This is a genomic window from Paenibacillus sp. AN1007 (genome assembly GCF_040702995.1).
Lineage (GTDB): Bacteria > Bacillota > Bacilli > Paenibacillales > Paenibacillaceae > Paenibacillus.
The window spans coordinates 425,532-450,489 of record NZ_CP159992.1; the positions used below are offsets into that span (position 1 = coordinate 425,532).

General features: G+C 47.5%; 25 protein-coding genes and 1 other annotated feature. Of the genes, 15 read left to right on the forward strand and 10 right to left on the reverse strand.

The window, feature by feature from the left end; all coding sequences use genetic code 11:
* Positions 1-42: 42 nt before the first annotated feature.
* Together ABXS70_RS01880 and ylbJ are read right to left on the reverse strand one after the other, a co-directional pair.
* Positions 43-846: an NAD kinase gene (locus tag ABXS70_RS01880; protein WP_342552729.1), complete on the reverse strand. Its 804-nt coding sequence runs from the start codon at positions 844-846 to the stop codon at positions 43-45.
* Between the two features lie 102 nt (positions 847-948).
* Positions 949-2,190: a sporulation integral membrane protein YlbJ gene (gene ylbJ, locus ABXS70_RS01885; RefSeq protein WP_342552728.1), complete on the reverse strand. Its 1,242-nt coding sequence runs from the start codon at positions 2,188-2,190 to the stop codon at positions 949-951.
* Positions 2,191-2,745: 555 nt separating this feature from the next.
* Between ylbJ and ABXS70_RS01890 the strand changes: the two genes are divergently transcribed.
* Together ABXS70_RS01890 and ABXS70_RS01895 are read left to right on the forward strand one after the other, a co-directional pair.
* Positions 2,746-3,123, forward strand: a complete 378-nt coding sequence (locus ABXS70_RS01890) for a globin (protein ID WP_342552727.1) — start codon at positions 2,746-2,748, stop codon at positions 3,121-3,123.
* A gap of 33 nt (positions 3,124-3,156) precedes the next feature.
* Positions 3,157-3,897, forward strand: a complete 741-nt coding sequence (locus ABXS70_RS01895; protein ID WP_342552726.1) for a DUF2225 domain-containing protein — start codon at positions 3,157-3,159, stop codon at positions 3,895-3,897.
* Positions 3,898-3,914: 17 nt separating this feature from the next.
* Here the strand turns inward: ABXS70_RS01895 and ABXS70_RS01900 are convergent, their stop codons facing one another.
* Both ABXS70_RS01900 and ABXS70_RS01905 read right to left on the reverse strand, forming a co-directional pair.
* Positions 3,915-4,145 (reverse strand): hypothetical protein, encoded by a 231-nt coding sequence (locus tag ABXS70_RS01900; protein WP_342552725.1) that lies wholly within the window; start codon positions 4,143-4,145, stop codon positions 3,915-3,917.
* Positions 4,142-4,312, reverse strand: coding sequence for a YycC family protein (locus tag ABXS70_RS01905; RefSeq protein WP_342552724.1), 171 nt, complete (start codon positions 4,310-4,312; stop codon positions 4,142-4,144). Before ABXS70_RS01905 ends, ABXS70_RS01900 begins: the two co-directional genes overlap by 4 nt.
* Before the next feature lie 125 nt (positions 4,313-4,437).
* Here ABXS70_RS01905 and ABXS70_RS01910 point away from each other — a divergent pair, with 125 nt between their 5' ends.
* Complete coding sequence (locus tag ABXS70_RS01910) at positions 4,438-6,237, forward strand: M3 family oligoendopeptidase (RefSeq protein WP_366293501.1); 1,800 nt, start codon at positions 4,438-4,440, stop codon at positions 6,235-6,237.
* Between the two features lie 290 nt (positions 6,238-6,527).
* Positions 6,528-6,941 (forward strand): O-methyltransferase, encoded by a 414-nt coding sequence (locus ABXS70_RS01915; protein WP_342556440.1) that lies wholly within the window; start codon positions 6,528-6,530, stop codon positions 6,939-6,941.
* Between the two features lie 75 nt (positions 6,942-7,016).
* Here ABXS70_RS01915 and ABXS70_RS01920 read toward each other — a convergent pair whose 3' ends face one another.
* Positions 7,017-7,250 (reverse strand): alpha/beta-type small acid-soluble spore protein, encoded by a 234-nt coding sequence (locus ABXS70_RS01920; RefSeq protein ID WP_090919627.1) that lies wholly within the window; start codon positions 7,248-7,250, stop codon positions 7,017-7,019.
* Between the two features lie 202 nt (positions 7,251-7,452).
* Positions 7,453-8,430 (reverse strand): aldose 1-epimerase, encoded by a 978-nt coding sequence (locus ABXS70_RS01925; RefSeq protein ID WP_342552722.1) that lies wholly within the window; start codon positions 8,428-8,430, stop codon positions 7,453-7,455.
* Between the two features lie 240 nt (positions 8,431-8,670).
* Positions 8,671-8,938: a binding site (T-box leader), on the forward strand.
* 100 nt (positions 8,939-9,038) lie between these two features.
* On the opposite strand from ABXS70_RS01925, the gene trpS reads away from it, so the two are divergent.
* Positions 9,039-10,028 (forward strand): tryptophan--tRNA ligase, encoded by a 990-nt coding sequence (trpS, locus tag ABXS70_RS01930; protein ID WP_342552721.1) that lies wholly within the window; start codon positions 9,039-9,041, stop codon positions 10,026-10,028.
* A gap of 168 nt (positions 10,029-10,196) precedes the next feature.
* Here trpS and ABXS70_RS01935 read toward each other — a convergent pair whose 3' ends face one another.
* Positions 10,197-10,400, reverse strand: a complete 204-nt coding sequence (locus ABXS70_RS01935; RefSeq protein WP_342552720.1) for a hypothetical protein — start codon at positions 10,398-10,400, stop codon at positions 10,197-10,199.
* Positions 10,401-10,519: 119 nt separating this feature from the next.
* On the opposite strand from ABXS70_RS01935, the gene ABXS70_RS01940 reads away from it, so the two are divergent.
* Positions 10,520-10,741 carry an alpha/beta-type small acid-soluble spore protein gene (locus ABXS70_RS01940; RefSeq protein ID WP_056702318.1) on the forward strand — a complete coding sequence of 74 codons (222 nt, stop codon included), beginning with the start codon at positions 10,520-10,522 and terminating at the stop codon, positions 10,739-10,741.
* 98 nt (positions 10,742-10,839) lie between these two features.
* On the opposite strand, the gene ABXS70_RS01945 is transcribed toward ABXS70_RS01940, so the two are convergent.
* Positions 10,840-11,820 (reverse strand): metal-dependent hydrolase, encoded by a 981-nt coding sequence (locus tag ABXS70_RS01945; RefSeq protein WP_342552719.1) that lies wholly within the window; start codon positions 11,818-11,820, stop codon positions 10,840-10,842.
* Positions 11,821-12,286: 466 nt separating this feature from the next.
* Between ABXS70_RS01945 and ABXS70_RS01950 the strand changes: the two genes are divergently transcribed.
* Positions 12,287-12,904, forward strand: a complete 618-nt coding sequence (locus tag ABXS70_RS01950) for an SCO family protein (RefSeq protein WP_366293508.1) — start codon at positions 12,287-12,289, stop codon at positions 12,902-12,904.
* 127 nt (positions 12,905-13,031) lie between these two features.
* On the opposite strand, the gene ABXS70_RS01955 is transcribed toward ABXS70_RS01950, so the two are convergent.
* Positions 13,032-13,379, reverse strand: a complete 348-nt coding sequence (locus tag ABXS70_RS01955) for a toprim domain-containing protein (protein WP_366293511.1) — start codon at positions 13,377-13,379, stop codon at positions 13,032-13,034.
* A gap of 169 nt (positions 13,380-13,548) precedes the next feature.
* The gene (locus ABXS70_RS01960) at positions 13,549-14,760 is read right to left on the reverse strand and encodes an MFS transporter (RefSeq protein WP_342552716.1); all 1,212 of its coding nucleotides are present in this window, start codon (positions 14,758-14,760) and stop codon (positions 13,549-13,551) included.
* 187 nt (positions 14,761-14,947) lie between these two features.
* Between ABXS70_RS01960 and ABXS70_RS01965 the strand changes: the two genes are divergently transcribed.
* The 8 genes from ABXS70_RS01965 (at position 14,948) to ABXS70_RS02000 (ending at position 24,910) form a co-directional block, all read left to right on the forward strand.
* Complete coding sequence (locus tag ABXS70_RS01965; protein WP_342552715.1) at positions 14,948-15,430, forward strand: ATPase; 483 nt, start codon at positions 14,948-14,950, stop codon at positions 15,428-15,430.
* Between the two features lie 19 nt (positions 15,431-15,449).
* Positions 15,450-16,595 (forward strand): transglutaminase domain-containing protein, encoded by a 1,146-nt coding sequence (locus ABXS70_RS01970; protein WP_342552714.1) that lies wholly within the window; start codon positions 15,450-15,452, stop codon positions 16,593-16,595.
* Between the two features lie 106 nt (positions 16,596-16,701).
* A complete protein-coding gene (locus ABXS70_RS01975; RefSeq protein ID WP_366293516.1) occupies positions 16,702-18,732 on the forward strand; it encodes a penicillin-binding transpeptidase domain-containing protein in 2,031 nt (676 codons plus the stop codon).
* A gap of 324 nt (positions 18,733-19,056) precedes the next feature.
* The gene (locus tag ABXS70_RS01980; protein WP_342552712.1) at positions 19,057-21,027 is read left to right on the forward strand and encodes a penicillin-binding transpeptidase domain-containing protein; all 1,971 of its coding nucleotides are present in this window, start codon (positions 19,057-19,059) and stop codon (positions 21,025-21,027) included.
* A 234-nt stretch (positions 21,028-21,261) separates the two neighbouring features.
* Positions 21,262-22,218: a zinc ABC transporter substrate-binding protein gene (locus ABXS70_RS01985; protein ID WP_342556439.1), complete on the forward strand. Its 957-nt coding sequence runs from the start codon at positions 21,262-21,264 to the stop codon at positions 22,216-22,218.
* A 31-nt stretch (positions 22,219-22,249) separates the two neighbouring features.
* Positions 22,250-23,074, forward strand: a complete 825-nt coding sequence (locus ABXS70_RS01990; RefSeq protein ID WP_342552711.1) for a metal ABC transporter ATP-binding protein — start codon at positions 22,250-22,252, stop codon at positions 23,072-23,074.
* A gap of 3 nt (positions 23,075-23,077) precedes the next feature.
* Positions 23,078-24,037: a metal ABC transporter permease gene (locus tag ABXS70_RS01995; protein ID WP_342552710.1), complete on the forward strand. Its 960-nt coding sequence runs from the start codon at positions 23,078-23,080 to the stop codon at positions 24,035-24,037.
* Positions 24,038-24,910, forward strand: coding sequence for a metal ABC transporter permease (locus tag ABXS70_RS02000; RefSeq protein ID WP_342552709.1), 873 nt, complete (start codon positions 24,038-24,040; stop codon positions 24,908-24,910).
* The last annotated feature ends 48 nt before the right edge of the window (positions 24,911-24,958 follow it).

Consider the following 24,958-nt stretch of genomic DNA (forward strand, 5'->3'; position numbering starts at 1 on the left):
GCGTGAACAAAAGTTTTGTTTTTGGTTAGTCAGATGTGTTGTCTAGTCAAGAAAGGCAGTGCGTACGCGGTTCCAGAACGGATAAGGCCGAAAGCGCGCAAAGCTGACCTTTTGTTCGGAAACCTGACAGCGAACAGAGATCAGGTCTTCTACCATGACATTGACGTGATCAATCGTCAGCAGCAGACGCTGATCTTTGCGTGAGAAAATATCACAATGATGATGCTTGGGCAAAATGACTGGTGAACCGAGTGTCCGGTACACGCGATTGTTAATGGAAGCAATCTCCGCAATCTGGATGGCTTCAATCGTTGGATGTACCATGGCCCCGCCAAGCGCCTTGTTGTATGCTGTACTCCCAGAAGGCGTGGATACACAGATACCATCGCCCCGGAACATTTCAAAGGTAACGTCGTTGATATCGACCTGAGCTACAACTGTACCATCTACACCTTTTAACGTAAATTCGTTAAGCGCAATATAAGAGGCATTGCCCGACTTTTTACGAATCTCCAGTTCCAGCAATGGATACTGCACAATGCGCGGTTTGAGGAGATCGGGATCGCCTTTACCACTCATAAGTCTTACCAGTTCCCGTAATTCTTCTTTCTTCCAATCGGCATAGAAGCCGAGATGGCCTGTATGGACCCCAACAAAAGCAATGTCCGGGATGCGGTCGATGAAATTGTGAAACGCTTGAAGCATCGTCCCGTCGCCTCCGATGGAGATGACAATCTCCGGCGATTCTGCATCCAGTTTGAACCCTTCTTCCTTAGCCAGCGCGTGAAACTGCTGACTGAGATCAATCGATAACTGGTCTCCGCGGTCTTGAACATAGTATCTCAAGATGAAAGCTCCTTTGTGGTCATTATACTACCGATGATAATCAATTCCGAGCCAGAACACAACGTCAGATTGAACTTCAGGGCAAACTATTTGGACAAGGCTCTATTTTTTGATCCGTCTGGAGATCAGATGTGAACCGATCAAGGAGAGACACAGCAGGATGAAGAGGATACAGGTAAACACGGTTATTCCAGCTGTCACGATGAATTTCCAGTCTATTGTGTAATTAGAGAGTGATGGCAGGAATGTGTTCTCTAAAAATGCAGGTGAATCCGCACCGCCTATTAGAATAGGCCACAGTACCATGACGATCAGTGGTGCAGCAGCAGCATGAATAGCTCGGGCCAGCAGAAATGGTCCGTATCGCATTGGCGTACTGCTTAACACGCTCATAATCTGTGCATGAACAGAGAGTCCGCCCCACGAAAGTACAAAGGAGGCGGCGGCAACCTTGAAAATAAGAGGTGTGGAGAGGGCGGCGGCACCAGCCTCCTTGGCTCCAAGAGTTACCTCAAACAAACCACCTACCAGGCTGTGTGACAGGGAAGGCGGCAAACCCGCGAGATGCAAACCTTGTTCGGTCAGTGTGTATAATATGCCAAGCGATCCGGTTTGGACCAATAATTCCATAATGACAGAGAAGAATACAACAAGGCCTCCTACGATAATAATAAGTCGAAGGGAAGAGGATACGGCGTGCCGCAGCAGTTCACCAAATGTCCGTCCATCCGCCTGCCTTGCTTCATGCATTGCATAAATGGCGCGCAGGAAACGGCTGTGATGCTCTTCTTGTACAGTAGGGGACTCAGAAGGCTGGGGTGAAGCGCCACGCCCATGAAATCGCATCAGCACACCCACAAGAAAAGCGGCAGCATAATGGGAAGCTACAAGAATTGGGGCTATGGAGGTATTATGAAAAAAACCGACTGAAACTGCGCCGATCATAAAGATTGGATCAGATGAAGTGGTGAAAGCAACTAGACGTTCTCCTTCTTCTCGTGTGACCAATTTCTGTTCCCATAATTGTGCCGTTAATTTGGCTCCGGTGGGGTAACCGGATGCACAGCTTACTGCAAAAACGAAGCCGCCGCTTCCGGGAACACGGAATAAAGGACGCATAAGCGGATTAAGCAGTGTTCCCAGAAAATGCACGATGCCAAAACCAAGCAGCAGCTCGGACAGCACCAGAAAGGGAAACAGGGAGGGAAATAAAACATCCCACCAGATCGATAGTCCTCTCACACCTGCATGCCAGGTCTCTGCGGGATACAGAGCCATCAGGATACAAAAGATCAGGAGAGCGAGTGTAATCATAATTTGCAGGATGCGCTGAGGAACAGCCATGAATTTCTCTCCTTTATCATCAGGATGTATGATCCGTAATTGAGCAGGGGCTTTTGCCATCAATATATGAAAAAGATCGGACAAACAGTACAAAATAATCATGGGAAAGCGCTTGCAAAAGTGGCTGTGTTTTTGAATGATGTATGCTAAAATGGTAAAAACGCCTGAACGTCACCTAATTGTCATAAAGGTGGAATCAATAAGGATGGAGTGATGATCATGAGTCTTGTCGCCGGAGTCTTGGTCTGTGCATTTGTGTATGTTATACGTGCCTCGCTGGTGCGTACCGAAGAGGAAGATTGGCGAAGTTATTAACCGGATATGTGATGCGCCTGCCTGAGGGTTGGCGCTTTTTTTTATGATTTCTAGCTGTGAAGTCCTTGATACATAAGGCTCTGTTCTAATCTGATCCTTCATGTAATATAGGACTTTTTGTTTTTTTTTGATAGAATGAAGATGCTGGCCTTGGAGGCCATGTGTAGTGGTCTGCTGTCTAACATGTTCATGTGACGTGTTTTATATTGCAACATTCGACATTCGAAAGGGGGAAGAAGTATGAATCCCAACTTAAGTATTTATGACAATCTAGGGGGCGAGCAGGGGGTTCGAGCATTGGTTGAAGCTTTTTATCCAATCGTGATGCAGAATGAACAGCTGGCTCCGCTCTTCCCGGAAGATATTCGTCCGGTGATGGACAAGCAGTATATGTTCCTATCTCAATTTTTTGGCGGACCGGCGTTATTCTCTGAGGCTTATGGCCACCCGATGATGCGTGCGCGTCATATGCACTTTGAAGTGACCGTTGAGCGGGCAGAGGCATGGCTTGCCTGTATGAATCAGGCATTAACGCAAGTTGGCGTAGAGGAGCCGCTGCATTCGTTTATTTTGAAGCGTTTATCTGGGCCTGCGCACCATTTTGTGAACACGCCATAGTTCCAAATATACAAGAAGCCTGACGGGAGAGGGATGGAACAAGTGGAATTAGAACCGCTGTATAAGGTGAAGGTGACATGTCATTATTGCGAGACTGAATTTGAAACCTCACGTGTAAGACCAAGCTTGAAACGGCCTTACCGGACAGATTCTGATTTTTGTGCATATTACAAACATGAGAATCCTGATTTTTATGTTGTTCGGATCTGTCCCTCGTGTGGATTCGCCTCAACCGAGAATTCAACGGTTAATCTGAATGAGATGCAGCGCAAAGCGTTTATCGAACAGATTGGGAACCGCTGGGTGAAACGGGATTATAGCGGCGCAAGAAACCTGGAGCAGGCACTTGCTGCATACAAGTTGGGTTTGCTGTGTGCCCAGGTGATTCAGGAGAAAGAGCGTGTTGTTGCTGGCCTGCTGCATCACATTGCCTGGCTGTACCGGTATATGGAGGATCATGCGCAGGAACGGCGTTTTCTTGAGTTCAGCCTGGAGGCATATGTCAAGGTGTTTGAACGAGAGGGCACAGGCGGCAATGAAGCAAAATTGCTGTATCTGCTCGGAGAGCTGAATCGCAGAGTAGGAAAGTTCCATGAAGCAGTTCAGTGGTTTGGCAGAGTCATTCATGACAAGCGAATTACAGATGCAGCGATGATCCGTGCTTCCAGAGAACAATGGGCTTTACTGCGCGAACAGATGATATCCGGCAAAATGGAACTGCCGCAGGAAATGCTGGAAGCGGACAAAGAGGCTGCGAAGCGCAGCCCCCTTTAAGATGATTTCAAGGCATATTATCGGACTGGACGACTGGACAACAGATAATCATTATCCGTGTCTACCACAGTCATGCTGCTGTTACAGCAGGGGAACACAAGCAGTTTCTTTTTTCCTTCACGAATACGAATGAGTTCCTTAGGTTTCAGGGGCAGCAGTACATTGCCTGCATCGCAGAACGGGCACTGCTGTACATAAATATCCCCCATAATGACATCATAGGGCCAGCTGTTCTCAAAAGGGATCATTCAGATGTGCCTTCTTTGTCAGAAGCTTTGGCGGCTTCTTCTTTGGCCAGTTCTGCAATCTTCTGCATGAGAATATGTTGAGGCATATGCATCAGGTGTTCCAGAGGCACACCCAGAGATGCTGCTAGTTTGACGGCTGTTTCAGCCGATACTTGTAAAGGTTTCATAACGTTTACCTCCTGAAAAGTTGCTGCATTATTTCTTATTTCTCTAGTATAGAGATACGATACGTATAAAACCAGTTTTTAATTCAAATCCCATATTGAATTTACTGAAAGAGGTGCCTTATTCGATGAAAATGCCATTACATCCTGTTTGGGATCTGGAGTCCATCTTTAGTGGAGGTTCTTCTTCTGAAACATTTGCCGCGTACTTAACCGAATTGGAAAAGGATGTCCGAAAGCTGCAGGAAACGCTGAATCAGACGGCTGCTCCAGCGACACTGGAAGATACAGCAGCGTTTGATCCTGTTCTTCAACTGCTGCAGAGCTGTTATATGCGAATCTCTGAAGGGTCTGCGTTTGTATCCTGCCTGTCGGCGCAGAATCAGCAGGACAAAAAAGCCGCTCAGCTTCAAGGCACGATCAGTTCCATCGCAGCCATGCTGAACAGCAGCAAGTCCAAATTCGATAATACACTTAGCGAAACCCCGGATGATGTGTGGGAGCAGTGGCTGGCACGGCCTGATATGAAGCCGCTGGCCTTTGTATTGAACGAGAGTCGTACACAAGCAAAAGAAAAGCTGTCACCGGAATTGGAAGGATTTGCTTTGGATCTCGCTGTAGATGGTTATCATGGCTGGGGCAAATTTTATAATACCATCGTAAGTAAGGTAAACATTCCGTTTGAACAGGACGGAGAGACAGTCATGCTGTCTGCAGGACAGGCGGCCAACAAGCTGAGTGACAGTGATCGTGCAGTACGTGAACAGGTCTATTCTGCATGGGAGCAGGCCTGGACTGACGTAGAGGATTTCTGTGCAGATACATTGAACCATCTCGCAGGTTTTCGTCTGAAATTGTACGAGAAGCGAGGGTGGCATGACGTGTTGAAGGAACCTCTTGCCATCAACCGGATGTCCCGTCAGACACTGGATACGATGTGGGATGTTATTAACGGAGCGAAGCCGGTACTTGTGAAGTATCTGGAGCGCAAAGCAGAACTGCTGGGTGTGGATAAGCTGAGCTGGAGCGATGTAGAAGCACCGGTAGGCAGGTCTGCTGGAAAAGTAACATATGATGAGGCAGCTCAGACGATCGTTGAGCAATTTTCCAAATTCAGCCCTAAGCTGTCCAGCTTCGCCGAGATGGCTTTCGAGAAACGCTGGATCGAGGCAGAAGACCGTCCGGGTAAGCGTCCAGGGGGATTCTGTACTTCACTGCCTCTGAGTAAAGCAACCCGTATTTTTATGACCTTCTCGGGTACAGCGTCGAATGTATCTACACTCGCGCATGAACTCGGTCATGGTTATCATCAGCACATCATGGAAGAACTGCCTGCACTGAATCAGCGTTACGCAATGAACGTGGCCGAAACTGCCTCGACGTTTGCTGAGATGATTGTTGCCGATGCCTTGGTGCAAACAGCGAAGGATGAGCAGGAGAAGCTGGCGCTGCTGGAAGACAAAATTCAGCGAAGTGTTGCATTTTTTATGAACATCCACGCTCGTTTCCTGTTTGAGAATCGCTTCTATGAGCAGCGCAAAAAAGGGTTGGTCAGTGCCGATGAGTTGAGCAGATTAATGGCAGAGGCACAAGAAGAGGCATTCTGCGGCGTTCTTGCGTCCAATCATCCGCATTTCTGGGCATCCAAACTGCATTTCTATCTGACAGGTGTTCCTTTCTATAATTTCCCATACACCTTCGGATACATGTTTAGTGCAGGGATTTATGCTCGGGCTCAGCAGGAGGGCACGGCATTTGCGGGGAAATATGATGATTTGCTGCGTGACACGGGACGAATGACTGTGGAAGAATTGGCTCAAAAACATTTGGGTACAGACCTGACACAACCGGACTTTTGGCAAAATGCTGCGAATCTGGTCATTGCCGATATTGAGCAATTTTTAGAGATGACCGAGACGACAAAATAATATAAAAGAAACTGTATCCATGAACTTTTCATTCATGGATCAGTGCCGCAATGGATGCCCAGGGCATTCGTTGCGGCTTTTTTATTGGCTTCTTTTTTAGATGATATGGAAATTTTGTCGTAAATGAATGGAAAAGCTCGCTTTAAGGAAGATAAATGGCAATTAATTGTGCAAAATATAGTAAAAATTACCCAATAATGTTTTAATTTGTTGAGGAAGCAAAAGTGATGTCATATAATGAGGCGTAAGTCCTTGCTGTATAGGACCATAATCATAATAGGAGGAGTGGTATCGTGAAAATGGAACAGCTTTCATTAGCAAGACAGTTAGATTTGGTATTCAAAGAGCTGGATGAAGAGTTATCAGGTTTAGATTCAGGAGTAGTTTTTGTGCAAATACGAAATAACGTCATTGGGAAATTTGGAATTCGACATAATCCGTTAACGGGACGGGATGGACGAATAGAAAGGGAGGGAGAGGGGCTCAATAATACCCAACGATCTTCTTTTCGTGCCATGGCTCTGGAGACGCTGAAGTTCAAGCGCCGCTGGACACATGGAGAGATCCATTACGACTTTACGATAAGACAAGGTATGATTATGGTTGATGCTTCCATGGAATCCAATTACAATATGGCGAACCTGATGATTCGCTATCCTAGAACCAATACATATCTGGATTCCGGTACAGGATCAACATCCTAACGAGAGCAAATAAAGCGGCACTTCCGAAGAAGGCCGCCATTCATTACTAACTGCACTCAAGCAATAATTACGAGCTTACGAACGACCCGATAATTGCTGCTCAGCGATTTGTACCAGACGTTTTGTGATGTATCCACCCAGAGATCCAGTCTCACGGGAAGTATAGTTACCGTAGTAACCATCTTGCGGGATTGTTACACCCAGCTCTTGAGCAGCTTCCATTTTCAACTGCTGCAGTGCTGCATTCGCTTGAGGAACGACCAAGTTGTTGGAGCGGCTTCCGCCACCTTGATTTTGACTTCCGTACATATGTCTCACCTCCTTGTGGGTTGGTGATGTTAGTATGGGTTGAGAATGAGGAAATATACATGATATGGCGTAAGGGAATAAATGGATAATCATTCAAGGGCATGTTAACTAAAAAAGCCGATCCATTAAGGATCGGCTCGTTTAATTCAGGTACGAAAATATGAATGGAGAAGGTACATGGTATCCTGCATGAAAGGATTACTCAACTAATGGGCGGGATAACCTCGATATGTGAAATCAGTTCTACAGGCTGATCCGGTTCGAGCCGAATCAGTCCCGTTATCTCATCACTCAGCGGCAGATTCGGTGCATCCGGCAGCCAGGTGTAGGGTTCGATGCATAAAAATTGATCCGATTCACCTTTGGTATACAGCACCCAGTGTTTGAAATAAGCTTCATCCACTGAATATTTCAGCGTATATCCATCTTTTCTCCGCAAATGAGCAGCGGCTGGTTGACCTTCCGCAGCACGAAGAAGCGTATCCCAATTTCGGCCCTGCATGCTTATGCCTTCGCTAATAGAGGACCATTCATCATGCAGCGCTTCTAATTCGCCTGTAGGCAGCTGCTCTTCATTTTGCGCGTATAGTCCGGAAACCGGCAGCTGCAGCGTCCAGTCTGCGGGTTGGCCGTCCAGCAAAAACCATGTATGATACCCCATTCCGAAAGGAGCAGGTGTTGAACTCAGATTGGTGACACGCAGCCGCTGCGTCAGTACGGCGTTCTGCAGGCTGAACGTCATCTCAAGCTTCAGCGGGATGGGGAACTGTGCCATCCAGTGCTCTTCGTTTTGGGTCAGTAATTCAGTCGTGATCGCACAACCGTCTTCATCTTCTTCAATATCACTGACACACCAGGACTGGCTGCGATGGAGACCGTGAATATGGTTATCATGCGCCGTATTCTGATCGAACTGATAACGTACGCCTTCATACTCGAATTGTCCCCGGTGAATACGTCCAGGCGGTATGAGCAGAGGAACCCCAAAATGATAAGGTTTCTGCAAATAAAAAGCCAGATCGTCTTCGTCCGGACGACGAACAATGTCCCGGTTCTGCACCAAATCGCGAATCGAGATGATGTTATTTCCCAGACGAGGCAGCAGAGTGATTTCCAATTCACGGCTATGTAGGATATACGTGTCGTAACCATTCCATTGACCTTTGGTCACTTGTTTCATATCGATGCTCCTTTTCCCACTCGAAATCTGTCTGCAGGCAGTAATGCTGCTGCAGGCGTGTCATTGTAATCATGCCAACTTTTATTGTGATATTCTGCGGGCTGGTTCCAAAAGCCTTCACAGAATAAGCAATACCATCATAACAGATTTTTAAGGATCAGGAAAAAACGCATGCCATTTTGACATTCAGGCTTGAGCGCATTAAGATGGAATTCTAGAAGTCTTTAAGAACTGAATGAATTTAAAGCGATGACAGGGATAAGTAGACAAAGAGTACTCTCTTCAGAAAGCCAGTGGTTGATGTGAACTGGTGAGAACTCTTTTTTGAATGGACCCTTGAGTGTATGGCTGAACGGGTAAAGGCTCTCACAGAGCGTCCACAGTAGGTTATGCCGGTTATTCCACGTTACGGAACAATGAAGGCTTTTCTTTTCCGATATGCTCCTGCATGTCAGAGCAGCGGAGGGGATAGCGAATAAGGGTGGCACCACGGTCTCACGTCCCTTGCGGATGTGGGGCTTTTTTGCGTTCGCAGAGCGAAGATAGGCGGCAGTTTGAAGTTAGAGGCTGCATGCGCAGCGACTATGAAATCAGGGAGGCATCTGAAGATGAAAACAGTATTATCAGGTATTCAGCCAAGCGGTAAGCTTACTTTAGGAAATTACATTGGCGCTATCAAAAATTTTGTGAAATTACAGCATGACTACAAGTGTCATTTTATGGTTGTGGACCTTCATGCGATTACGGTACCGCAGGAACCAGAAGCACTGCGTGAACAATCCGAAGCTGTAGCGGCGCTCTTTATCGCTGCAGGCATTGATCCATCCAAATCAAACGTATTTTTGCAATCTCATGTGCCGCAGCACGCGGAACTTGGATGGTTGATGACAACGCTGACCTCTATGGGTGAGCTGGAACGGATGACGCAGTTCAAAGATAAATCCTCCGGCAAAGATTCGGTAGGTGCTGGTTTGTTCGTATATCCATCCCTGATGGCTGCAGATATTTTGCTGTATAATGCGGATCTTGTCCCGGTTGGAGAAGACCAGAAACAGCATCTGGAGCTGACTCGTGATCTGGCGGGCCGCTTTAATCATCGTTACGGGGAGTATTTCACCATTCCTGAACCTTATATTCCACAGGTAGGCGCCCGTGTCATGTCACTCGATGATGCATCCTCCAAGATGAGTAAAAGTAATCCGAATGCTGGCAGTTATATCGCGCTGCTGGACCCGCCGGATGTTATTCGGAAAAAAATCAGCCGTGCCACGACAGATTCTGGCCGTGAAGTTGTGTATGATCCGGCAAATAAACCGGAAGTCAGCAATCTGATGAGTATTTATGCAGAGTGTGCAGGTATGACACTGAATGAGGTTGCAGCACGTTATGAAGGTAAAATGTACGGGCCGTTCAAAAAGGAATTGGCTGAGGTGGTTGTATCTGTAATTGAACCGCTGCAGGCGAGATATAACGAAATTCGCGAATCTGGTGAGCTTGCAGATGTACTGGAGAATTCGGCACGCCGTGCGGAAGAGGATGCTGCGAAGACACTTGATGCGGTGAAAGAACGAATGGGCTTTGTTCCTAGACGCAAGTAAGGGAAAAGTGGCTAGAGCTTAACGTCAGTTAGTTGGTTTCAAATAAAGGATATAAATAATGAAGAATATCAATCATTTATGATGTGAAAAAGAGGAGGCAGATGAATTCATCTGTCTCCTCTTTCTTTGAATGTTGAATGGATAACGTTAATTTGATGTGAGCGGCGCCTATGAGGCCGAAGTGGATTCGGAAGCCGAGCGAGCTTCCAGACGTTCTTTTTTGGCCCGAATGACAAATCCCCATACGATGTTAGCCATGGACAACACAAACAGCAGGAAAGCCAGCCAGCCGTTGTAAGAAATCGTGATCGCTGTAACCGTTAACAAAACAATCGAAGAAAATGCAAACCATAAGGATAAACCTTTACTCATTGGGAAAAACCTCCATGTACAAATTTAATGAATTTTCGTATAACCTGAAGCGTGCGAGCCATAATAATCTTGCAAGCTTGCAATACATTACAGACACAGATTGAAAGGAGATTTTAAATATGGCTCAAGGATCTCGCTCTTCTAACAACTTGGTGGTACCTCAAGCGACAGCAGCCCTGCAGCAGTTGAAAATGGAGGCTGCACAGGAACTGGGTGTAACCATTCCACAAGACGGCTACTATGGTAACTACACTTCCCGTGAGACTGGATCTTTGGGTGGGTACATCACCAAACGTCTGGTACAAATCGCTGAGCAGTCTCTGGCTGGGTCTGGCAAATAATTTATATACCAAAGCAGTAAAGCCCGGGGCGATATCGCCCCGGGCTTTTCCCGCGCAATCATTCCTATCTCTGATTGTGCCCTGCAATCCACACTGCGTCAAGGGCGAGCAGATAAAAGTTTTTTATCCATTTTTTCATCACTCAGCCATCCTACGTACGTATCAATGGTTTCAAAGTTCCGATCCATGACGACTACAGCGACAAAAGGATACTGCTTTCGGTGTCGATAGCGGACATCTGCCCAGCGAACTTTATATCCGGATGGCAGTTCCTCTACCTCTGCCACAGCATAAGAAGTGAAGTAGAGAAATGCACTGACCTCTGGCGCTTTACGTGAAGCCGCAACCGCAGCATGGGTGGAAGAGGTGGCATGGAGACTCCAGGTCAGCTCGGACCCATCCATTTTGCCGAGTTCATAGCTTCCATCCTTATTCGTTTTGACGACATGCCAGCGGCTCCATGAGATCGTTGGAATGACGATATATTTAGCTGATTCCGGACTGTTATCCATACGTCTGACCTTTCGAACCACCAGTGCGCGAGCGATTGTGCGCCATATATAATACACGCCAATCAGGATGTACAGCGCAGTAAAAAGTGGGCCGGGCGCAAACAGGTCAAAGGCCCATAACAAAATAGCAATAACGTGAGTTGTGAACAAAAATGGATCAAAAATATGAATGATGTTCCAGGCAATCCAGCGTTCGGTAAAAGGTCTTGCAGCCTGGGTCCCATAGGTATTGAACAGGTCAGTGAAAACATGTACGCCAACAGCTACGGCAGTCCAAAGGGCTACATGGCCGAGTGAAACTCCCGAAAAGATCAATCCGATCACACCTGTAATCAGCAGAATCCATAACAGCAGAAACGGCAGGGAGTGGGACAAGCCCCGATGATTCCGAATATACAGTGAATTACTTTTAAAACGCAGTGCAGTATCAATGTCGGGCGCCTGGGAACCGACAATGGTGCCGACCATGACTGCGGCTGCGAGCATAGGATTCGCTGCAACGACAGGATCAATATAGGCGAGACCAGCCAGACCAATGCCCATGACAAAATGTGTAGAGGTATCCATAAACGTCTCCTTTATAAGGTGTATCGTCTTCAAACATTCTTCTCTATCTAGGTGATACCCATATCTAGTGTATATTATCCGCCTGCGAAGATGCAAAACATGCTGAGCTCTGGTAACAATCTGCCCAATTCCCAACAAATGTACGAACATTGTCAAACTATTTCCCAGATTGCTGTGATAAAATTTATATCGGAAGCGGAGTGAAAAGAATAAAACATTCCGTCATGAGACGGGCGTGTTACGTATCAGACTCTTCGTACACCGAGATATGCCGATAAGGAAGTATTATTTTATACATATGTATCCCTGGGCTGAAGTGATAACGCCATAAATGAAAGACAATGTATTTAATAAATTACCGGGCGTGAACGGTTACAAGGCACAAGGGCTGCAGTCGAACAGAGGATTTATTTTGCTAAACAATGTATGCGTATTCACCATTTATTGTTGGGGGGAAGGGAAGAAGATGCAGATCATTAAGAAATACAAATGGACATGGATATTGCTGGGCATTGCACTGATTATGGCGGTATATTTAATGTGGAACACGGCGTTTGCCAGCAAGGAGAAATTACCCGAGATTCGCGAAATTCAATCGTTCTCAATGGAAAATGTGGACGGGAGTACCGTATCGCTCGCGGATACACAGGGCAAAGTACGATTGTTCTACTTTTATTTTACCAGCTGCCCTGATGTGTGTCCGATTACGACATTTACGCTGTCTCAGGTGCAGGACTTGTTGAAAGAGGATGGAACTTTTGGAGACAAAGCTTCCTTTGTATCCATTTCCTTCGATCCGAAAGTAGATACGAGGGAGAAAATCAAAACGTTTGCTGACCGTTTCCATGCGGATTATTCCGGCTGGTATTTCCTGCGAGGAGATATGGATCAAACGAAAAAGTTCGCCAAAGAATCGTTTCAGATTTTGATTGAAGGAGAGAACCAGGATGATTTTGCCCACATGAATATGATTGGTCTGGTGGATGAGAATAACCAGCTGCGCAAGGTATATAACGCCTTTAATACAGAAGATGTACAGCCGGAAGCCATTGCCGATGACATTCGCAGGTTAATTAAAGAATAATAAATGCATCGTAACGAATGGTTTATTATCGAATTCGATTCATGTATTAACAACAGCGATCAGATAGTAAATGAAGAAAGGCTGTGTCCGGTTAACTTAACCGGACACAGCCTTTTGTTTCTCAAGTTTAGTACGAAGGTTGGTCGGGATACCGGATATGCTCCTCCAGTCCAGCCTTCTCCAATTGGGAAATGATGTATTCATCAGGTGTACCTTCGACCCCTGCGTACCCACGTCTTGTGTACATTTGTACTGCATCGGGAAAAGCATCCCGCAGTACACCTCTTATTTTTTTGCCGGAGCTGTCATTATCCATGAACAAATATACATCATCATACCCCACCTGCTTAAGCAGCGCCTCCAGTTTGAGTGAGTTCAGCGTTCCAAACGTACACAGAATATTGATCTCTGGTCCAACCAGACGTTTAAGTTTGCTGCGATCATTCTTACCTTCAACAATGACATGAATAGGCATCTTATTCCCCCCTGATTCGAGAGCTGTTGTCGACATTCCCCGGGAAATGTTACAGCGGAAATCGACGGAATGTACATATAGTGTATCTGGAAATGAGGGAATGATGCAAAGTTTAAATGATCTGTATTATATGCTGGCAGCCAAATTAGAGATACTGAGCGGAAACGGGTTAACCAAGAATGCTTTTGGCATCGGAAGATGACAGGGATGCACCATGTCTGGACGTATAATATGGCAGCAGCAGAATACCAATCATTAGCAAAATAAAGGCAATAAAGTAAGGGGATACGCCAAGCCTCAGCTGTCCTGCTGTAATCGGACCAATAAAGGAGCCAATAGAGGTGGCAATCGACTGTAACGAGAAAATACGCCCAAGCTTTCTGCCGCCGCTTAAATGGATAAAGAGAGTAGCCATGGCGGGGAAAATGATGCCTTTGGACATCCCGAGCACAAATAAGATAATCGATAACGAAACCTGCGGTATGGCTGCCATAACAAAAAAGCTTAAGGACATCAGCAGCACGCCAGCTACCAAACGAAGTTTCGGCGAATAACGGTTCAGGAACAGCATGCTGAGTGTGAAAAGCGCACCTATGCTGATGATTGAAAATAAGAGTCCGGTAGACATCATGGATGAATGCCCGCCGCCTCGCAGAGGCAGTTCAAAGAACAGAATGCCTTGGGCACAGGCAATGACCAGAGGCAGGATGAAATAGCGCCACGACACGGGCAGGAACACTTTGGTGGAGTCTTTGGCTGTATGACTGAGCTCATTCGGGCTGGACGTCGCCGTGGCAGACTTCGCTGGTTCCGTTAACGGCTGTGGCTGACGGACAAGACCGCGCGGCATCGTCAGCAGTGCAATGACACCTGTCAAAATGAGCAGGTAGCCGAGACTGGAGAAGGTGGCGGAAAAACCCATCGCACCTACGATAACTGCACCTGCGGCCGGTGACACCACAGAAGCCAGCGTGTGCACAACGCCGTGACCGGACATGTATTTGCCTTGTTTAACCGGATCTGTAGAGAGCTGAGCAAGCAGAGCCAGACATGCCGGAGACAGAAAAGCCAGTACAAATCCGCTGATCGAACGCAGCGCGAGCAGCTGCCAAGGCGTATGAACATGGGCCTGCAGAAGCAGGATGATGCCTGCACCTACCAGGCTGAATACGATATATCGGCGGCTGCCGTGTTTATCAATCTGTGTCCCGGCAATCAGATTACCGGGCAGATGGGTTAAGGAATAGATACCCATCATCCAGCCGATGAAGGTTGGAGCTGCACCGAGCGATATGGCAAAAGGCGTCAGAATGGGATACTGGGCGTGCAGATCGAACACAGCTAGAAACAGAAACAGGTATAGCCAGATGGCCGTTTTCACTAGAGCCCCTCCTTGTTAGGCGATGCCTGCTGATATACAGGTCTGGAACGTGTTCACGTTCGTCGGACAGATCCTCATGGTACTACTTGTACGCCTGTAAGGACGAACTTAGACCGTTTATTTTTGCCGGAGAGGGCTTAGCTGACAGGAGGTTCGGAAATCATGTATAATATTCGGGAAGTCAATAATGAACTCTAATACGGAAGGTGTAATCATGAACATAGAAGTGATCAAAGAGTTTGTGATGCAGAACTGGCTGGTGATCGTCGTTGCACTGATCATTTTGTTCTTTGTTCTGAATGTGGTCAAAACGATGTTAAAATGGGCGATTGCTATCATCATTATTGCGGCTCTTCTGATATACAGCGGCATCTCCATTGAACAGATCAAAGAGACCGTCACAGACGTGCAGTCCAGCACGATGGACACACTCAAGAAAGAAGCGACAAGCATCATGCTGAAGGAAGCTTCCAAAGCAACCTATGCGGCGGGGCAAAATGGTGAATTTACGATTACCAGCCCTAACGTGGAGATTAAAGGGAACACGAAGTCTGACAAAGTTGATGTGACGTTCCGCGGGATTTCAGTTGGCGAATGGAAGCTCGACAACGAAACGATCCGAACATTTGTCGAACAGGCACAAAAGAACAAAACAGCACCTGCTTCGTAGTTAAAGGAGGAATAAAGACGTGCTGCAAACATGGCTGGACAGCCTCAAGGAGTTAAATGGCATTACCATTTTGCTGCTGCTGATCGTAGCGGCTTCCTTACTGCAGGGATGGTCCAGAGGAGCTTCACGTTCCGCGGGAAGACTCTTTGGTTTCCTTATGGACGGTATTATGGCGGTCATCGGTATTTTATTATCCATCGGATTAACCTTATGGCTTGCGCCATACGTGCAGCAGTGGTTGTCTGCGCATGCCGCAGCTATGCCTAACCGTGAGTTGAACCGATGGGAGCAGTTGTATTATACGCTGGTTACAGCCATTGCAGATTTTCCGCTGATGCGGTTTGCCGTATTATTTGTACTGAGTTATGGCATCATTCGCATGATCCTTGGTTTCTTATCCTCCTTCTTGTTCCGCAGAAGACATTCAGGTCATGAACCAGACAAACCTAAAGGCATGATCAGCCGTCTGACAGGTGCGGTCATTGGTACAGTTATCGGTTCGGTCCGCGGAATGATTGTGATCGCGGTATTGTTCATGATCGTCAGTCTTTATCCGGGCAGCATGTTCAGTCGGTATGTGGAGGCCTCACCGATCTATATGCAGGGAGCCAAATCAGTTATTGAGCCGTTGTCCGGTACGTTCATCAAGGACAAGCTTCCGGTATTTACCCAGGCCGTTCAGAAGGAACTGGGAGGTATTCTGCAGCGGAAGTACGAGGTGATCGATCATAATATTCCGGCAGATATTGAACAGGCTGCGCAGGAGATCGTCAAAGGGAAAACGACGGATGAAGCGAAAGCGAGAGCTCTGTACGATTGGGTAGGTACCCGGATTCAATACGACTACGGGAAAGTAGATGATTACGAACAGAAGGGGATATGGCATGAGCAGACCCCTCAGAATACATTTGATACTCGCAAAGGGGTATGCATCGATTATGCCCGCCTCTATGCGGTGATGGCACGTTCCCAAGGTATTAATGTCAGGGTGGTTACAGGTTTGGGATATAACGGTCAGGGAGGTTACGGCCCTCATGCTTGGAACGAAGTATATTTGAGTGATTCCGGGAGCTGGGTTCCGCTTGATCCAACCTGGGCGATTAGTGGAGACTGGTTTAATCCTCCCAATTTTGCCGACACCCATGTGAAAGATCAGTCCGCTTGATTGTAAGCCAGACAAGGTTCTGAATATAACGACACTTCCAGGTGATCATGCCGGGATTATCCGGCAGCTGCGCTTATGTATCAAAGTCATGAAAGAGGTAGGATGAATGAAAAAGCATTCCAACGAGAAGGATGAACTTGCGGACAAACGGCGGTTTAGTTACCGGATGAACGTATTTTTCTTTGCTTCTTTTGTCATATTTAGTGTGATTATTGTGCGCTTGGCCTATCTACAGTTTGTAGAAGGTCCCGAGCTCAGTCAGGAGGAAGCGAGCAACATTACAAAGGATGTACCGCTTGCTCCTGTGAGAGGAACGATCTATGATTCGACGGGCACGGTGAAGCTGGCATACTCCAAACCGATCCAGTCCTTGTATCTCACATTGTATAAAAACTACGGGGATGTGGAGGGGAAGCCGAACCCCAAAATTGGCGAAGTTCAGGACATGGCCAAGCGTCTGAATGAAGTCTTCGAAAAGTATAAAGCCAAAGATTCCGAATCTTTGACTGTGGATAAAATCATTGAAGAGATGGACTTGAATTCACGCAAGGCGAACGGTTTTATGCCAAGGCTCATCAAGAGTGATTTGTCCGAAGGAGAGGTGGCTTATTTCCTTCAGCATAAGGATGAATTCAAGGGCATCCAGATCATAGAAGAAAGTGTACGTTACTACGATCCGGACACAGTAGCTGTTCAATCCATTGGTTATTTGAAAAAATTCAAAAGCTCCAAAACATTGAACAAGTATAAAGAAGTGGATGAAGCGAATAAAACACAGACCGATCCAGGCTTGGTGTATACAGAGAATGAGTTTGTCGGATTCGATGGACTTGAGCTTCAGTATCAGGATAAGCTGCGAGGTAAAAGTGGTTATACGTCGGTTGATGTTGATCTGCGCAACCTGCCCGAAGGTGTAGCAGGTACAACACCGCCGCAAAAAGGATACGACCTGATCTCCAGCATCAACAAAAATGTGCAGGTGAAAACCGAGCAGGCGATCCTGGATCAACTGAGCTGGCTTCATCGCAATCCGGTATCAGGCAGACTGCATCCTAATGCAACCACCGGATTTGCCGTTGCCATGGAAGTAGATACAGGTAAAGTAGTGGCAGCTGCCAGCATGCCTGATTATGACACGAATGTGTGGAGAACGGGCAGTATAAGCAATGAAGATTACGATAAAATCAAATATATTTATCAGAACGGTACAATTCGGGGGTTCCTGCCTAGTGATTCTAGAAAAAGGGCTGAATCCGTTGTATTGCTCGGTTCAACGATCAAGCCGCTCAGTGTCCTGATCGGATTAAAAGAAGGATTCTTTACGACTAACACGGTGTATAACGACCGGGGTTCAACCACATTCGGCGGAGACAACCGCCGCGTACAGAACTCTTCGGGTCACGTCTACGGTCCGATGCGTCCACATGATGCCATTCGTCATTCCTCTAACGTATTTATGATCGACGAGATTGGTAAAAAGCTTTATGCCCAATATGGAGCTAAGGGCGTTGGCGTGTGGGATAAGTACATGGAGCAGTTTGGACTCGGTGTGAAAACAGGAGTCGATCTGCCCAATGAATGGCCTGGGCGTAAAGAATATTTAGAAAGCGATGAAACATCCCTCACCAAGCTGGTATATGCCTCCTTTGGACAGCAGGGTAAATATACAACGATGCAGCTGGCACAGTACACAACGATGTTAGCGAACAAAGGAAAACGAATGCAGCCCCAGTTCGTGAAGGAGTTCCGGGATTCAGAAGGTAATGTTGTTGAGAAGGTGAAACCGAAGGTACTCAGCACAGCAGAATTCAGTGATGCATACTGGAATGAGGTACAGCGTGGTATGGCCACCGAGGTTTCTTCCTTTGGCGGTTTCCCTTATGATTTTGCCAGAAAAACAGGTACGTCGACACAGAGTATTGGAGGCAGACCGGTGGATAACGGGGTGTTTATCGCATACGCGCCTCGTAACAATCCGAAGCTGGCTGTTGCTGTCATGATCCCTGAAGGGGGCTTCGGCTCCAGCAGTGCGGCTCCGGTTGCAAGGGCAATCTTTGATGCTTACGATCAAGAGTTCGGCCTGGACGGCATCCCTAAAAAAGATAAAAACAAAGAAGCAGACACGAGTACACAATAATCCGGTAGTGAGACACTGCAGGCAGAAGAAGGCCCTCAGAATAATCTGATGGGCCTCTTTTTGTTGAATTTTATGTAACCTAATGATTCGCAGTACGTTATATACAGAGGGAGTACAGCAGATTACCGTATTCAACGTTTAAAAATGAGCATCGATGCCATACGTTTGGCACTGCCATTATTACAGAAATGTAACCAAAAATAGAAGGACGTTACAGTTTGCTTTTGATAAACTTAAGAGGAGAAAATATGTCGATTCGGTCTGTTCTGACGTTTTAACATGATTATAAATATATTACTTTTTTAGGAACGGAGAGAGCAGCACATGTTTAAACGATTGAAAAACAAACCGCCGAATGAAAATGAACGTGTGGTTGACAAAGCTTCGACAGCCAGACTGAATATGTTTTTTTTCGCGGCATTTGTGATATTCAGCATCCTTATTTTTCGACTGGCGTTTGTGCAGTTTGTAGAAGGACCTGAACTGACGTATATGGAGTCTACCCGGAATACAAAGGATATACCGCTTGCTCCGGTACGGGGTCCGATCTATGATGCGACCGGCAAGGTGGCGCTTGCTTATTCGGAGCCGGTGCAGTCCCTGTATGTTTTGTTATATGAAGATTATCGCAATGATGATCGCAGGCAGGAAGCCGAGGAGTTGGCACAGGAGCTTGCCGATATATTCAAACGATTCAATCCGGGAGATGAGACGCAGCCGGATGCGGAGGAAATTGTCAAACGGCTGGATCTCAATCATCAGAAGACGTTTGGTTATGTACCAAGACTAGTTAAGTCTGATCTGTCGACCGAGGAAATCGCTTTTTTTATGGAGAAAAAAACGGAGTACCCCGGCATCATGGTTCTGGAAGAAAATGTACGCCGATATGACCCGGATCGGGTTGCCGTACAAGTTATTGGTTACACAAGAGAATTCAAACGTGTTCCAACAACAATGAAGCAGTACCAAACCATTATGAAGCAATCTGCCTCTCAACGTGACCCGGGTCTGGTGTACTCACAGGATGAGAAGGTTGGATTTGACGGTCTGGAACTGCAGTATCAGCAGGAGCTTCGCGGGCGAAGCGGATATCAATCCATTGACATCGATTCCCGGAACCTGCCTACGGGTACGATGGAGTTGACTCCACCGGAGAAGGGATACAGTCTGGTCTCCACGATCAATAAGGAGATTCAACTTGCGGCACAGCAGGCTATTACCGATGAATTGCGGAAACTACCTAAAGCTATCACGGGTTACGCTGTAGCGATGGAAGTGGATACAGGTAATGTCGTAGCGATGGCCAGCATGCCGGATTACGATCCGAATGACTGGGATTATGACAAAATTAAATATGTATTCCGCAACGGGACAACAGAGTCCTTCCCTCCGAATGATAACAAACCGCGTCATGCTGAATCCGTTGTGCTGCTTGGATCGGTTATTAAACCGCTGAGCGTACTCATCGGACTGAAAGAGGGACTGTTCACTGCGGGAGAGACGTACCCTGATAAAGGGTATGCTGTACTTGGCAAAGATGGACGACAAGTGAAAAACTCTCACTCGGCGTATAACGGAAATATTACGGCACGCAGAGCCATCGAAAAATCTTCCAATGCATTTATGATTGATATGGTGGGTAAGCGGTTGTTAAACCAATATGGTGGAACAAAAGCCATTGAAAAATGGGACGAATACATGAAGAGTTTTGGTTTAGGTGTGTCCACAGGCATTGATCTGCCTAATGAATTTCTTGGCCGACTGGAGTATAAGGAAGATCATGAGTCGGCTCTAACACGCCTGGCGTTTGCATCATTTGGCCAGCAGGCGAAATATACGACGATGCAGCTGGCCCAGTACACTACCATGCTTGCGAACAAAGGCAAACGATTGGAGCCTCATCTGGTGAAGGAAATTCGAGATGCAGATGGCAATGTGGTGAAGAAGTTCAAACCAAAAGTGCTTAATGAGGTGAAGTTTGCGGATGCACACTGGAACGAAGTGCATAAGGGCATGGTGACCAAAGTAAGCTCATTCGACGGATTCCCTTATGATTACGCCAGAAAAACGGGAACATCCGAGCAGGGAGCCGGACCGAATAAAAAGGAGAACGGGGTCTTTATTGCCTTTGCTCCGCGGGAGAATCCGAAGCTGGCTGTAGCCGTTGTCGTACCGGAAGGCGGGTTTGGATCGGTCAGTGCTTCACCTATAGCACGTAAAATTTTTGATGCTTACGATGAAGTGTATGGACTGGATGGTATTCCGAAGGGCAAAAAGGACCAGAAGCAGGAGTAGGATTAAGGATAAGCTTTATAAAGATGGTGCAGTTCATTTAAAGGACAAAGCTGGTTTAATTTGATGCGGCTGCATATAAACCTCAGGACAGGCAGGGGAAATTATCCCTTGCCTTTTGTTTTGTCATCAGATAAAATTTGCACAAGGGAAACATTATTAGACGAGTTTAAAAGTTGATACCTTGTACAACTTAATTAGTTGAGGACAAATGTTGTAGTAGAGGGAAAGGGGAGGCTGGAATTGTTAAAGGTGAAGATGAGGAGTATTCAACGTGGATTCATTACTCTGGCATGTATTGTGCTGATTATCGTGCTGACAGCTTGTTCAAGCAATCCGGGAACAAGCGGGAATGGGAAAGTGCAGGTCACAGCAACGACAGGAATGATCGCGGATGCAGCAAGAGAGGTAGGCGGAGCATACGTTGAGGTTACCGGCTTGATGGGACCCGGGGTAGACCCGCATCTATACAAGGCATCTCAAGGAGATATCCGCAAACTGGAGCAAGCCAAAGTGATCTTCTACAACGGCCTGCACCTGGAAGGCAAAATGACAGACATTTTAGAGAAAATGTCTAAAAGTAAGCTGGTCACTGCAGTTGCGGAGAAAATTCCGACAGAAGAGCTCCATTCCGGCCAAGCGACAGGTGGAACGGAATATGATCCCCATGTCTGGTTTAACGTTAAGCACTGGATGCGTGCGGCAGAAGCGGTTCGAGACACGCTGATCGAAGCAGATCCGGAACATGCAGAGCAGTATAAGACACAGGCACAAGCATACCTGGAGAAGCTGGAAGCTCTGGATGCGGAAGTGCGGGAGAAAATTGGGCAGATTCCCGAGTCAAGCCGGGTATTGGTTACAGCCCATGATGCATTTGGTTATTTTGGCCAAGCCTACGGGATTAAAGTGATGGGGCTTCAAGGCATCAGTACGGCAGCGGAATACGGTGCCAAGGATGTAAGCGAACTGCGGGATTTTCTGGTGGAGAACAAGATTAAAGCTGTGTTTATCGAATCAAGCGTGCCGGCGAAAGCGATGGAAGCCATCATAGCCGGCGCAGCTGAAAAGGGCCATAACGTAAGTATAGGCGGGGAACTGTTCTCAGATGCCATGGGAGCCGAAGGTACTGAAGAGGGCACCTACATTGGAATGGTGCGCCACAATGTCGAAACCATCGCAGCGGCGCTGAAATAATAATTCATCTGGAGAGAGGAGAATGACGTTGATGAGTGATATAAATGTGAAACAGCAGCCAATAGTGAATACGTCCAGTGATCGGCTTGGACAAGGAACGAAGAATCCATCTTCTCCTCTTATTGTAAGGAATCTGGCTGTGGCTTATCACAAAAAGCCGGTGCTCAGTAATGTAACTTTTGATGTTCCCGAGGGACAGCTGATTGGCATTCTTGGGCCAAACGGAGCCGGTAAATCCACATTAATCAAAGCCGTTCTGGGACTTGTGCCCAAAATGCACGGTGACATAGAAATTTTCGGACAGTCCTATCGTGAAGCACGCCGGCGTATCGGCTATGTTCCGCAGCGGGAGTCCGTAGACTGGGATTTCCCGACGCATGCGTTAGATGTAGTTATGATGGGACGATACGGGCATCTGGGCTGGTTTCGCCGTCCTGGTAAAAAGGAAAAGGATATGGCGGCTCACTGCCTCGAGCAGGTGGGTATGGGAGATTATATGTATCGGCAGATCAGCCAGCTGTCAGGAGGTCAGCAGCAGCGTGTATTTCTAGCGCGGGCTTTGGTGCAGCAGGCAGATCTGTATTTCATGGATGAGCCGTTTGCTGGCGTGGATGCTACGACGGAGAAAGCGATCATCTCGCTGCTGGAAGAACTGAAAAAGCAGGGGAAAACGGTGCTGGTTGTCCATCATGATCTGGCCACAGTAGAAGAATACTTCGATCATGTACTGCTGCTCAACGGTCGTATGGTAGCAGCTGGAGCTACAAGCGAAGTATTCACGCCCGATTCATTACAGGAGACGTACGGAGGCCGGATTGCAATGATTGGCAGCCGGACGGAGAAAGGTCAGGTGTAACCTATGTGGAACTGGATCATTTCCATTCTGTCAGATCCGAACACACGCTGGATCCTGCTTGGCTGTCTGCTCCTTGGGTTCAGCAGCGGTATCATCGGTTCGTTTACCTTTCTTCGCCGCCAAAGTTTGATGGGTGATACCCTTGCCCATGCGGCACTGCCCGGCATATGTATTGCGTTTATGATGACAGAAACCAAGTCGATTGGATTATTTCTGCTCGGTGCGCTCCTCTCGGGAATTATGGCGACTTTCGGTGTTTCCTGGATAACCCGATATTCACGGATCAAACAGGATGCTGCCATGGGCATTGTGCTGACGGTATTTTTCGGAATCGGTGTGGTGATGCTGACACGTATTCAGCACAGCGCCAGCGGAAGCCAGAGCGGACTTGACAAGTATCTCTTCGGACAGGCAGCATCTATGGTGCTTACGGATGTGTATGTGATGGCCGGGGTATGTATTGTACTGCTCATCGCCTGCCTTGTCTGGTTTAAAGAATTCAAACTGGTGAGTTTTGACCCGGGTTTTGCAAGAGGCATGGGCCTGCCTGTAGGCGTGCTGGAGCAGTTGATTCTGCTGCTCACCGTCATTGCCGTAGTGGCTGGAATTCAAGCGGTTGGCGTGGTGCTGGTTGCAGCGCTGCTGGTGACCCCGGCAGCGGCGGCAAGATGCTGGACGGATTCTCTTGCACTGATGGTGCTGCTGTCTGGACTATTCGGTGCACTCAGTGGTGCAGCAGGCACGGTGTTCAGTACGTTTGTCCCTAATCTGCCAACTGGACCGGTAACGGTGCTGGCGGCAACATTGCTGTTTGCCGGATCTGCTCTGTTCGCACCAAGACGCGGATTGTTTGCACGCAAGCTGCGGAGCATGCAGGCGAAGTCTGCTTATATGCGCGAAGAGAAGGCTGGGCTGCAGACCCTCGCTGCGCAGCCCCGAGCACAGAAACGGGGGGAGATGTAAATGGCATCGTTCTGGATTATTTTAACGGCAGTATTCGTTTCCTCCGCCTGCGCAATTCTGGGTTGTTTCCTCATTCTCCGACGTATGGCTCTGGTCGGTGACGCGATCAGTCACGCGGTGCTTCCGGGAATCGCGATTGCATTTCTGTGGAGTGGGTCCAGAGATTCGATGTGGATGCTGCTGGGGGCAGCGGTGTTTGGACTGCTGACGGTATTCTTCATTCAGAGCCTTCAGGCCGGAGGACTGTCTTCGGATGCGTCCATCGGTATTGTATTTACAGCACTCTTCGCTGTGGGGGTTATCCTGATTAGTCTGAATGCACAGCATATCGATCTGGATCTGGACTGTGTGTTGTTCGGTGAGATTGCTTATGTGCAGTGGGATACTTTAACGCTGCGGGGAATGGATGTGGGGCCGAGGGCGGTGTGGATGCTGGGCATTACGCTGCTTGTTATTCTCATCGTGATTGGGCTGTTCTACAAACAGTTCAAATTATGTGCCTTCGATCCGGCCTTGGCAGCAGCTTGCGGCATCCCGGTTGTGCTGTTCCATTACCTGCTCATGGGGCTGGTATCCATGACGTCGGTGGCTTCTTTTGAAAGTGTCGGCTCTATTCTTGTCGTAGGTATGTTAATTGTCCCGGCAGCGGCAGCTTATCTGCTCACGGATCGGCTGGGCCAAATGATTCTGTATGCTGTGCTGATTGGTGCGGCTTCCTCTGTTGGCGGTTACCTGATGGCTTACGCGATGGATGCTTCCATTGCAGGATGTATGGTGGCTGCAGCAGGCATATTGTTTGTACTCGCGCTGCTGCTGTCTCCAAAACACGGTATCGTGTTTCGTTATGTACGTCGTAAATATGCGGCAAGGTAAATGCAAACAGAAGCATCAATCGGCATGGGGTACACCCCGCGGTTGTGC

Excerpts from the sequence above, each read along its gene's own strand:
- ABXS70_RS01920 (WP_090919627.1), bottom strand. The coding sequence starts at position 7,250 with ATGTACGGAAGTCAAAATCAAGGTGGCGGAAGCCGCTCCAACAACTTG.
- ABXS70_RS02000 (WP_342552709.1), top strand. The coding sequence starts at position 24,038 with ATGGCATCGTTCTGGATTATTTTAACGGCAGTATTCGTTTCCTCCGCC.
- ABXS70_RS01935 (WP_342552720.1), bottom strand. The coding sequence starts at position 10,400 with ATGAGTAAAGGTTTATCCTTATGGTTTGCATTTTCTTCGATTGTTTTG.
- ABXS70_RS01940 (WP_056702318.1), top strand. The coding sequence starts at position 10,520 with ATGGCTCAAGGATCTCGCTCTTCTAACAACTTGGTGGTACCTCAAGCG.
- ABXS70_RS01995 (WP_342552710.1), top strand. The coding sequence starts at position 23,078 with ATGTGGAACTGGATCATTTCCATTCTGTCAGATCCGAACACACGCTGG.
- ABXS70_RS01925 (WP_342552722.1), bottom strand. The coding sequence starts at position 8,430 with ATGAAACAAGTGACCAAAGGTCAATGGAATGGTTACGACACGTATATC.
- ABXS70_RS01905 (WP_342552724.1), bottom strand. The coding sequence starts at position 4,312 with ATGAAACCTTTACAAGTATCGGCTGAAACAGCCGTCAAACTAGCAGCA.
- ABXS70_RS01955 (WP_366293511.1), bottom strand. The coding sequence starts at position 13,379 with ATGCCTATTCATGTCATTGTTGAAGGTAAGAATGATCGCAGCAAACTT.
- ABXS70_RS01990 (WP_342552711.1), top strand. The coding sequence starts at position 22,250 with ATGAGTGATATAAATGTGAAACAGCAGCCAATAGTGAATACGTCCAGT.
- ABXS70_RS01975 (WP_366293516.1), top strand. The coding sequence starts at position 16,702 with ATGAAAAAGCATTCCAACGAGAAGGATGAACTTGCGGACAAACGGCGG.
- ylbJ (WP_342552728.1), bottom strand. The coding sequence starts at position 2,190 with ATGGCTGTTCCTCAGCGCATCCTGCAAATTATGATTACACTCGCTCTC.
- ABXS70_RS01980 (WP_342552712.1), top strand. The coding sequence starts at position 19,057 with ATGTTTAAACGATTGAAAAACAAACCGCCGAATGAAAATGAACGTGTG.
- ABXS70_RS01950 (WP_366293508.1), top strand. The coding sequence starts at position 12,287 with ATGCAGATCATTAAGAAATACAAATGGACATGGATATTGCTGGGCATT.
- ABXS70_RS01945 (WP_342552719.1), bottom strand. The coding sequence starts at position 11,820 with ATGGATACCTCTACACATTTTGTCATGGGCATTGGTCTGGCTGGTCTC.
- ABXS70_RS01900 (WP_342552725.1), bottom strand. The coding sequence starts at position 4,145 with ATGATCCCTTTTGAGAACAGCTGGCCCTATGATGTCATTATGGGGGAT.
- ABXS70_RS01910 (WP_366293501.1), top strand. The coding sequence starts at position 4,438 with ATGAAAATGCCATTACATCCTGTTTGGGATCTGGAGTCCATCTTTAGT.
- ABXS70_RS01895 (WP_342552726.1), top strand. The coding sequence starts at position 3,157 with ATGGAACAAGTGGAATTAGAACCGCTGTATAAGGTGAAGGTGACATGT.
- trpS (WP_342552721.1), top strand. The coding sequence starts at position 9,039 with ATGAAAACAGTATTATCAGGTATTCAGCCAAGCGGTAAGCTTACTTTA.
- ABXS70_RS01890 (WP_342552727.1), top strand. The coding sequence starts at position 2,746 with ATGAATCCCAACTTAAGTATTTATGACAATCTAGGGGGCGAGCAGGGG.
- ABXS70_RS01965 (WP_342552715.1), top strand. The coding sequence starts at position 14,948 with ATGAACTCTAATACGGAAGGTGTAATCATGAACATAGAAGTGATCAAA.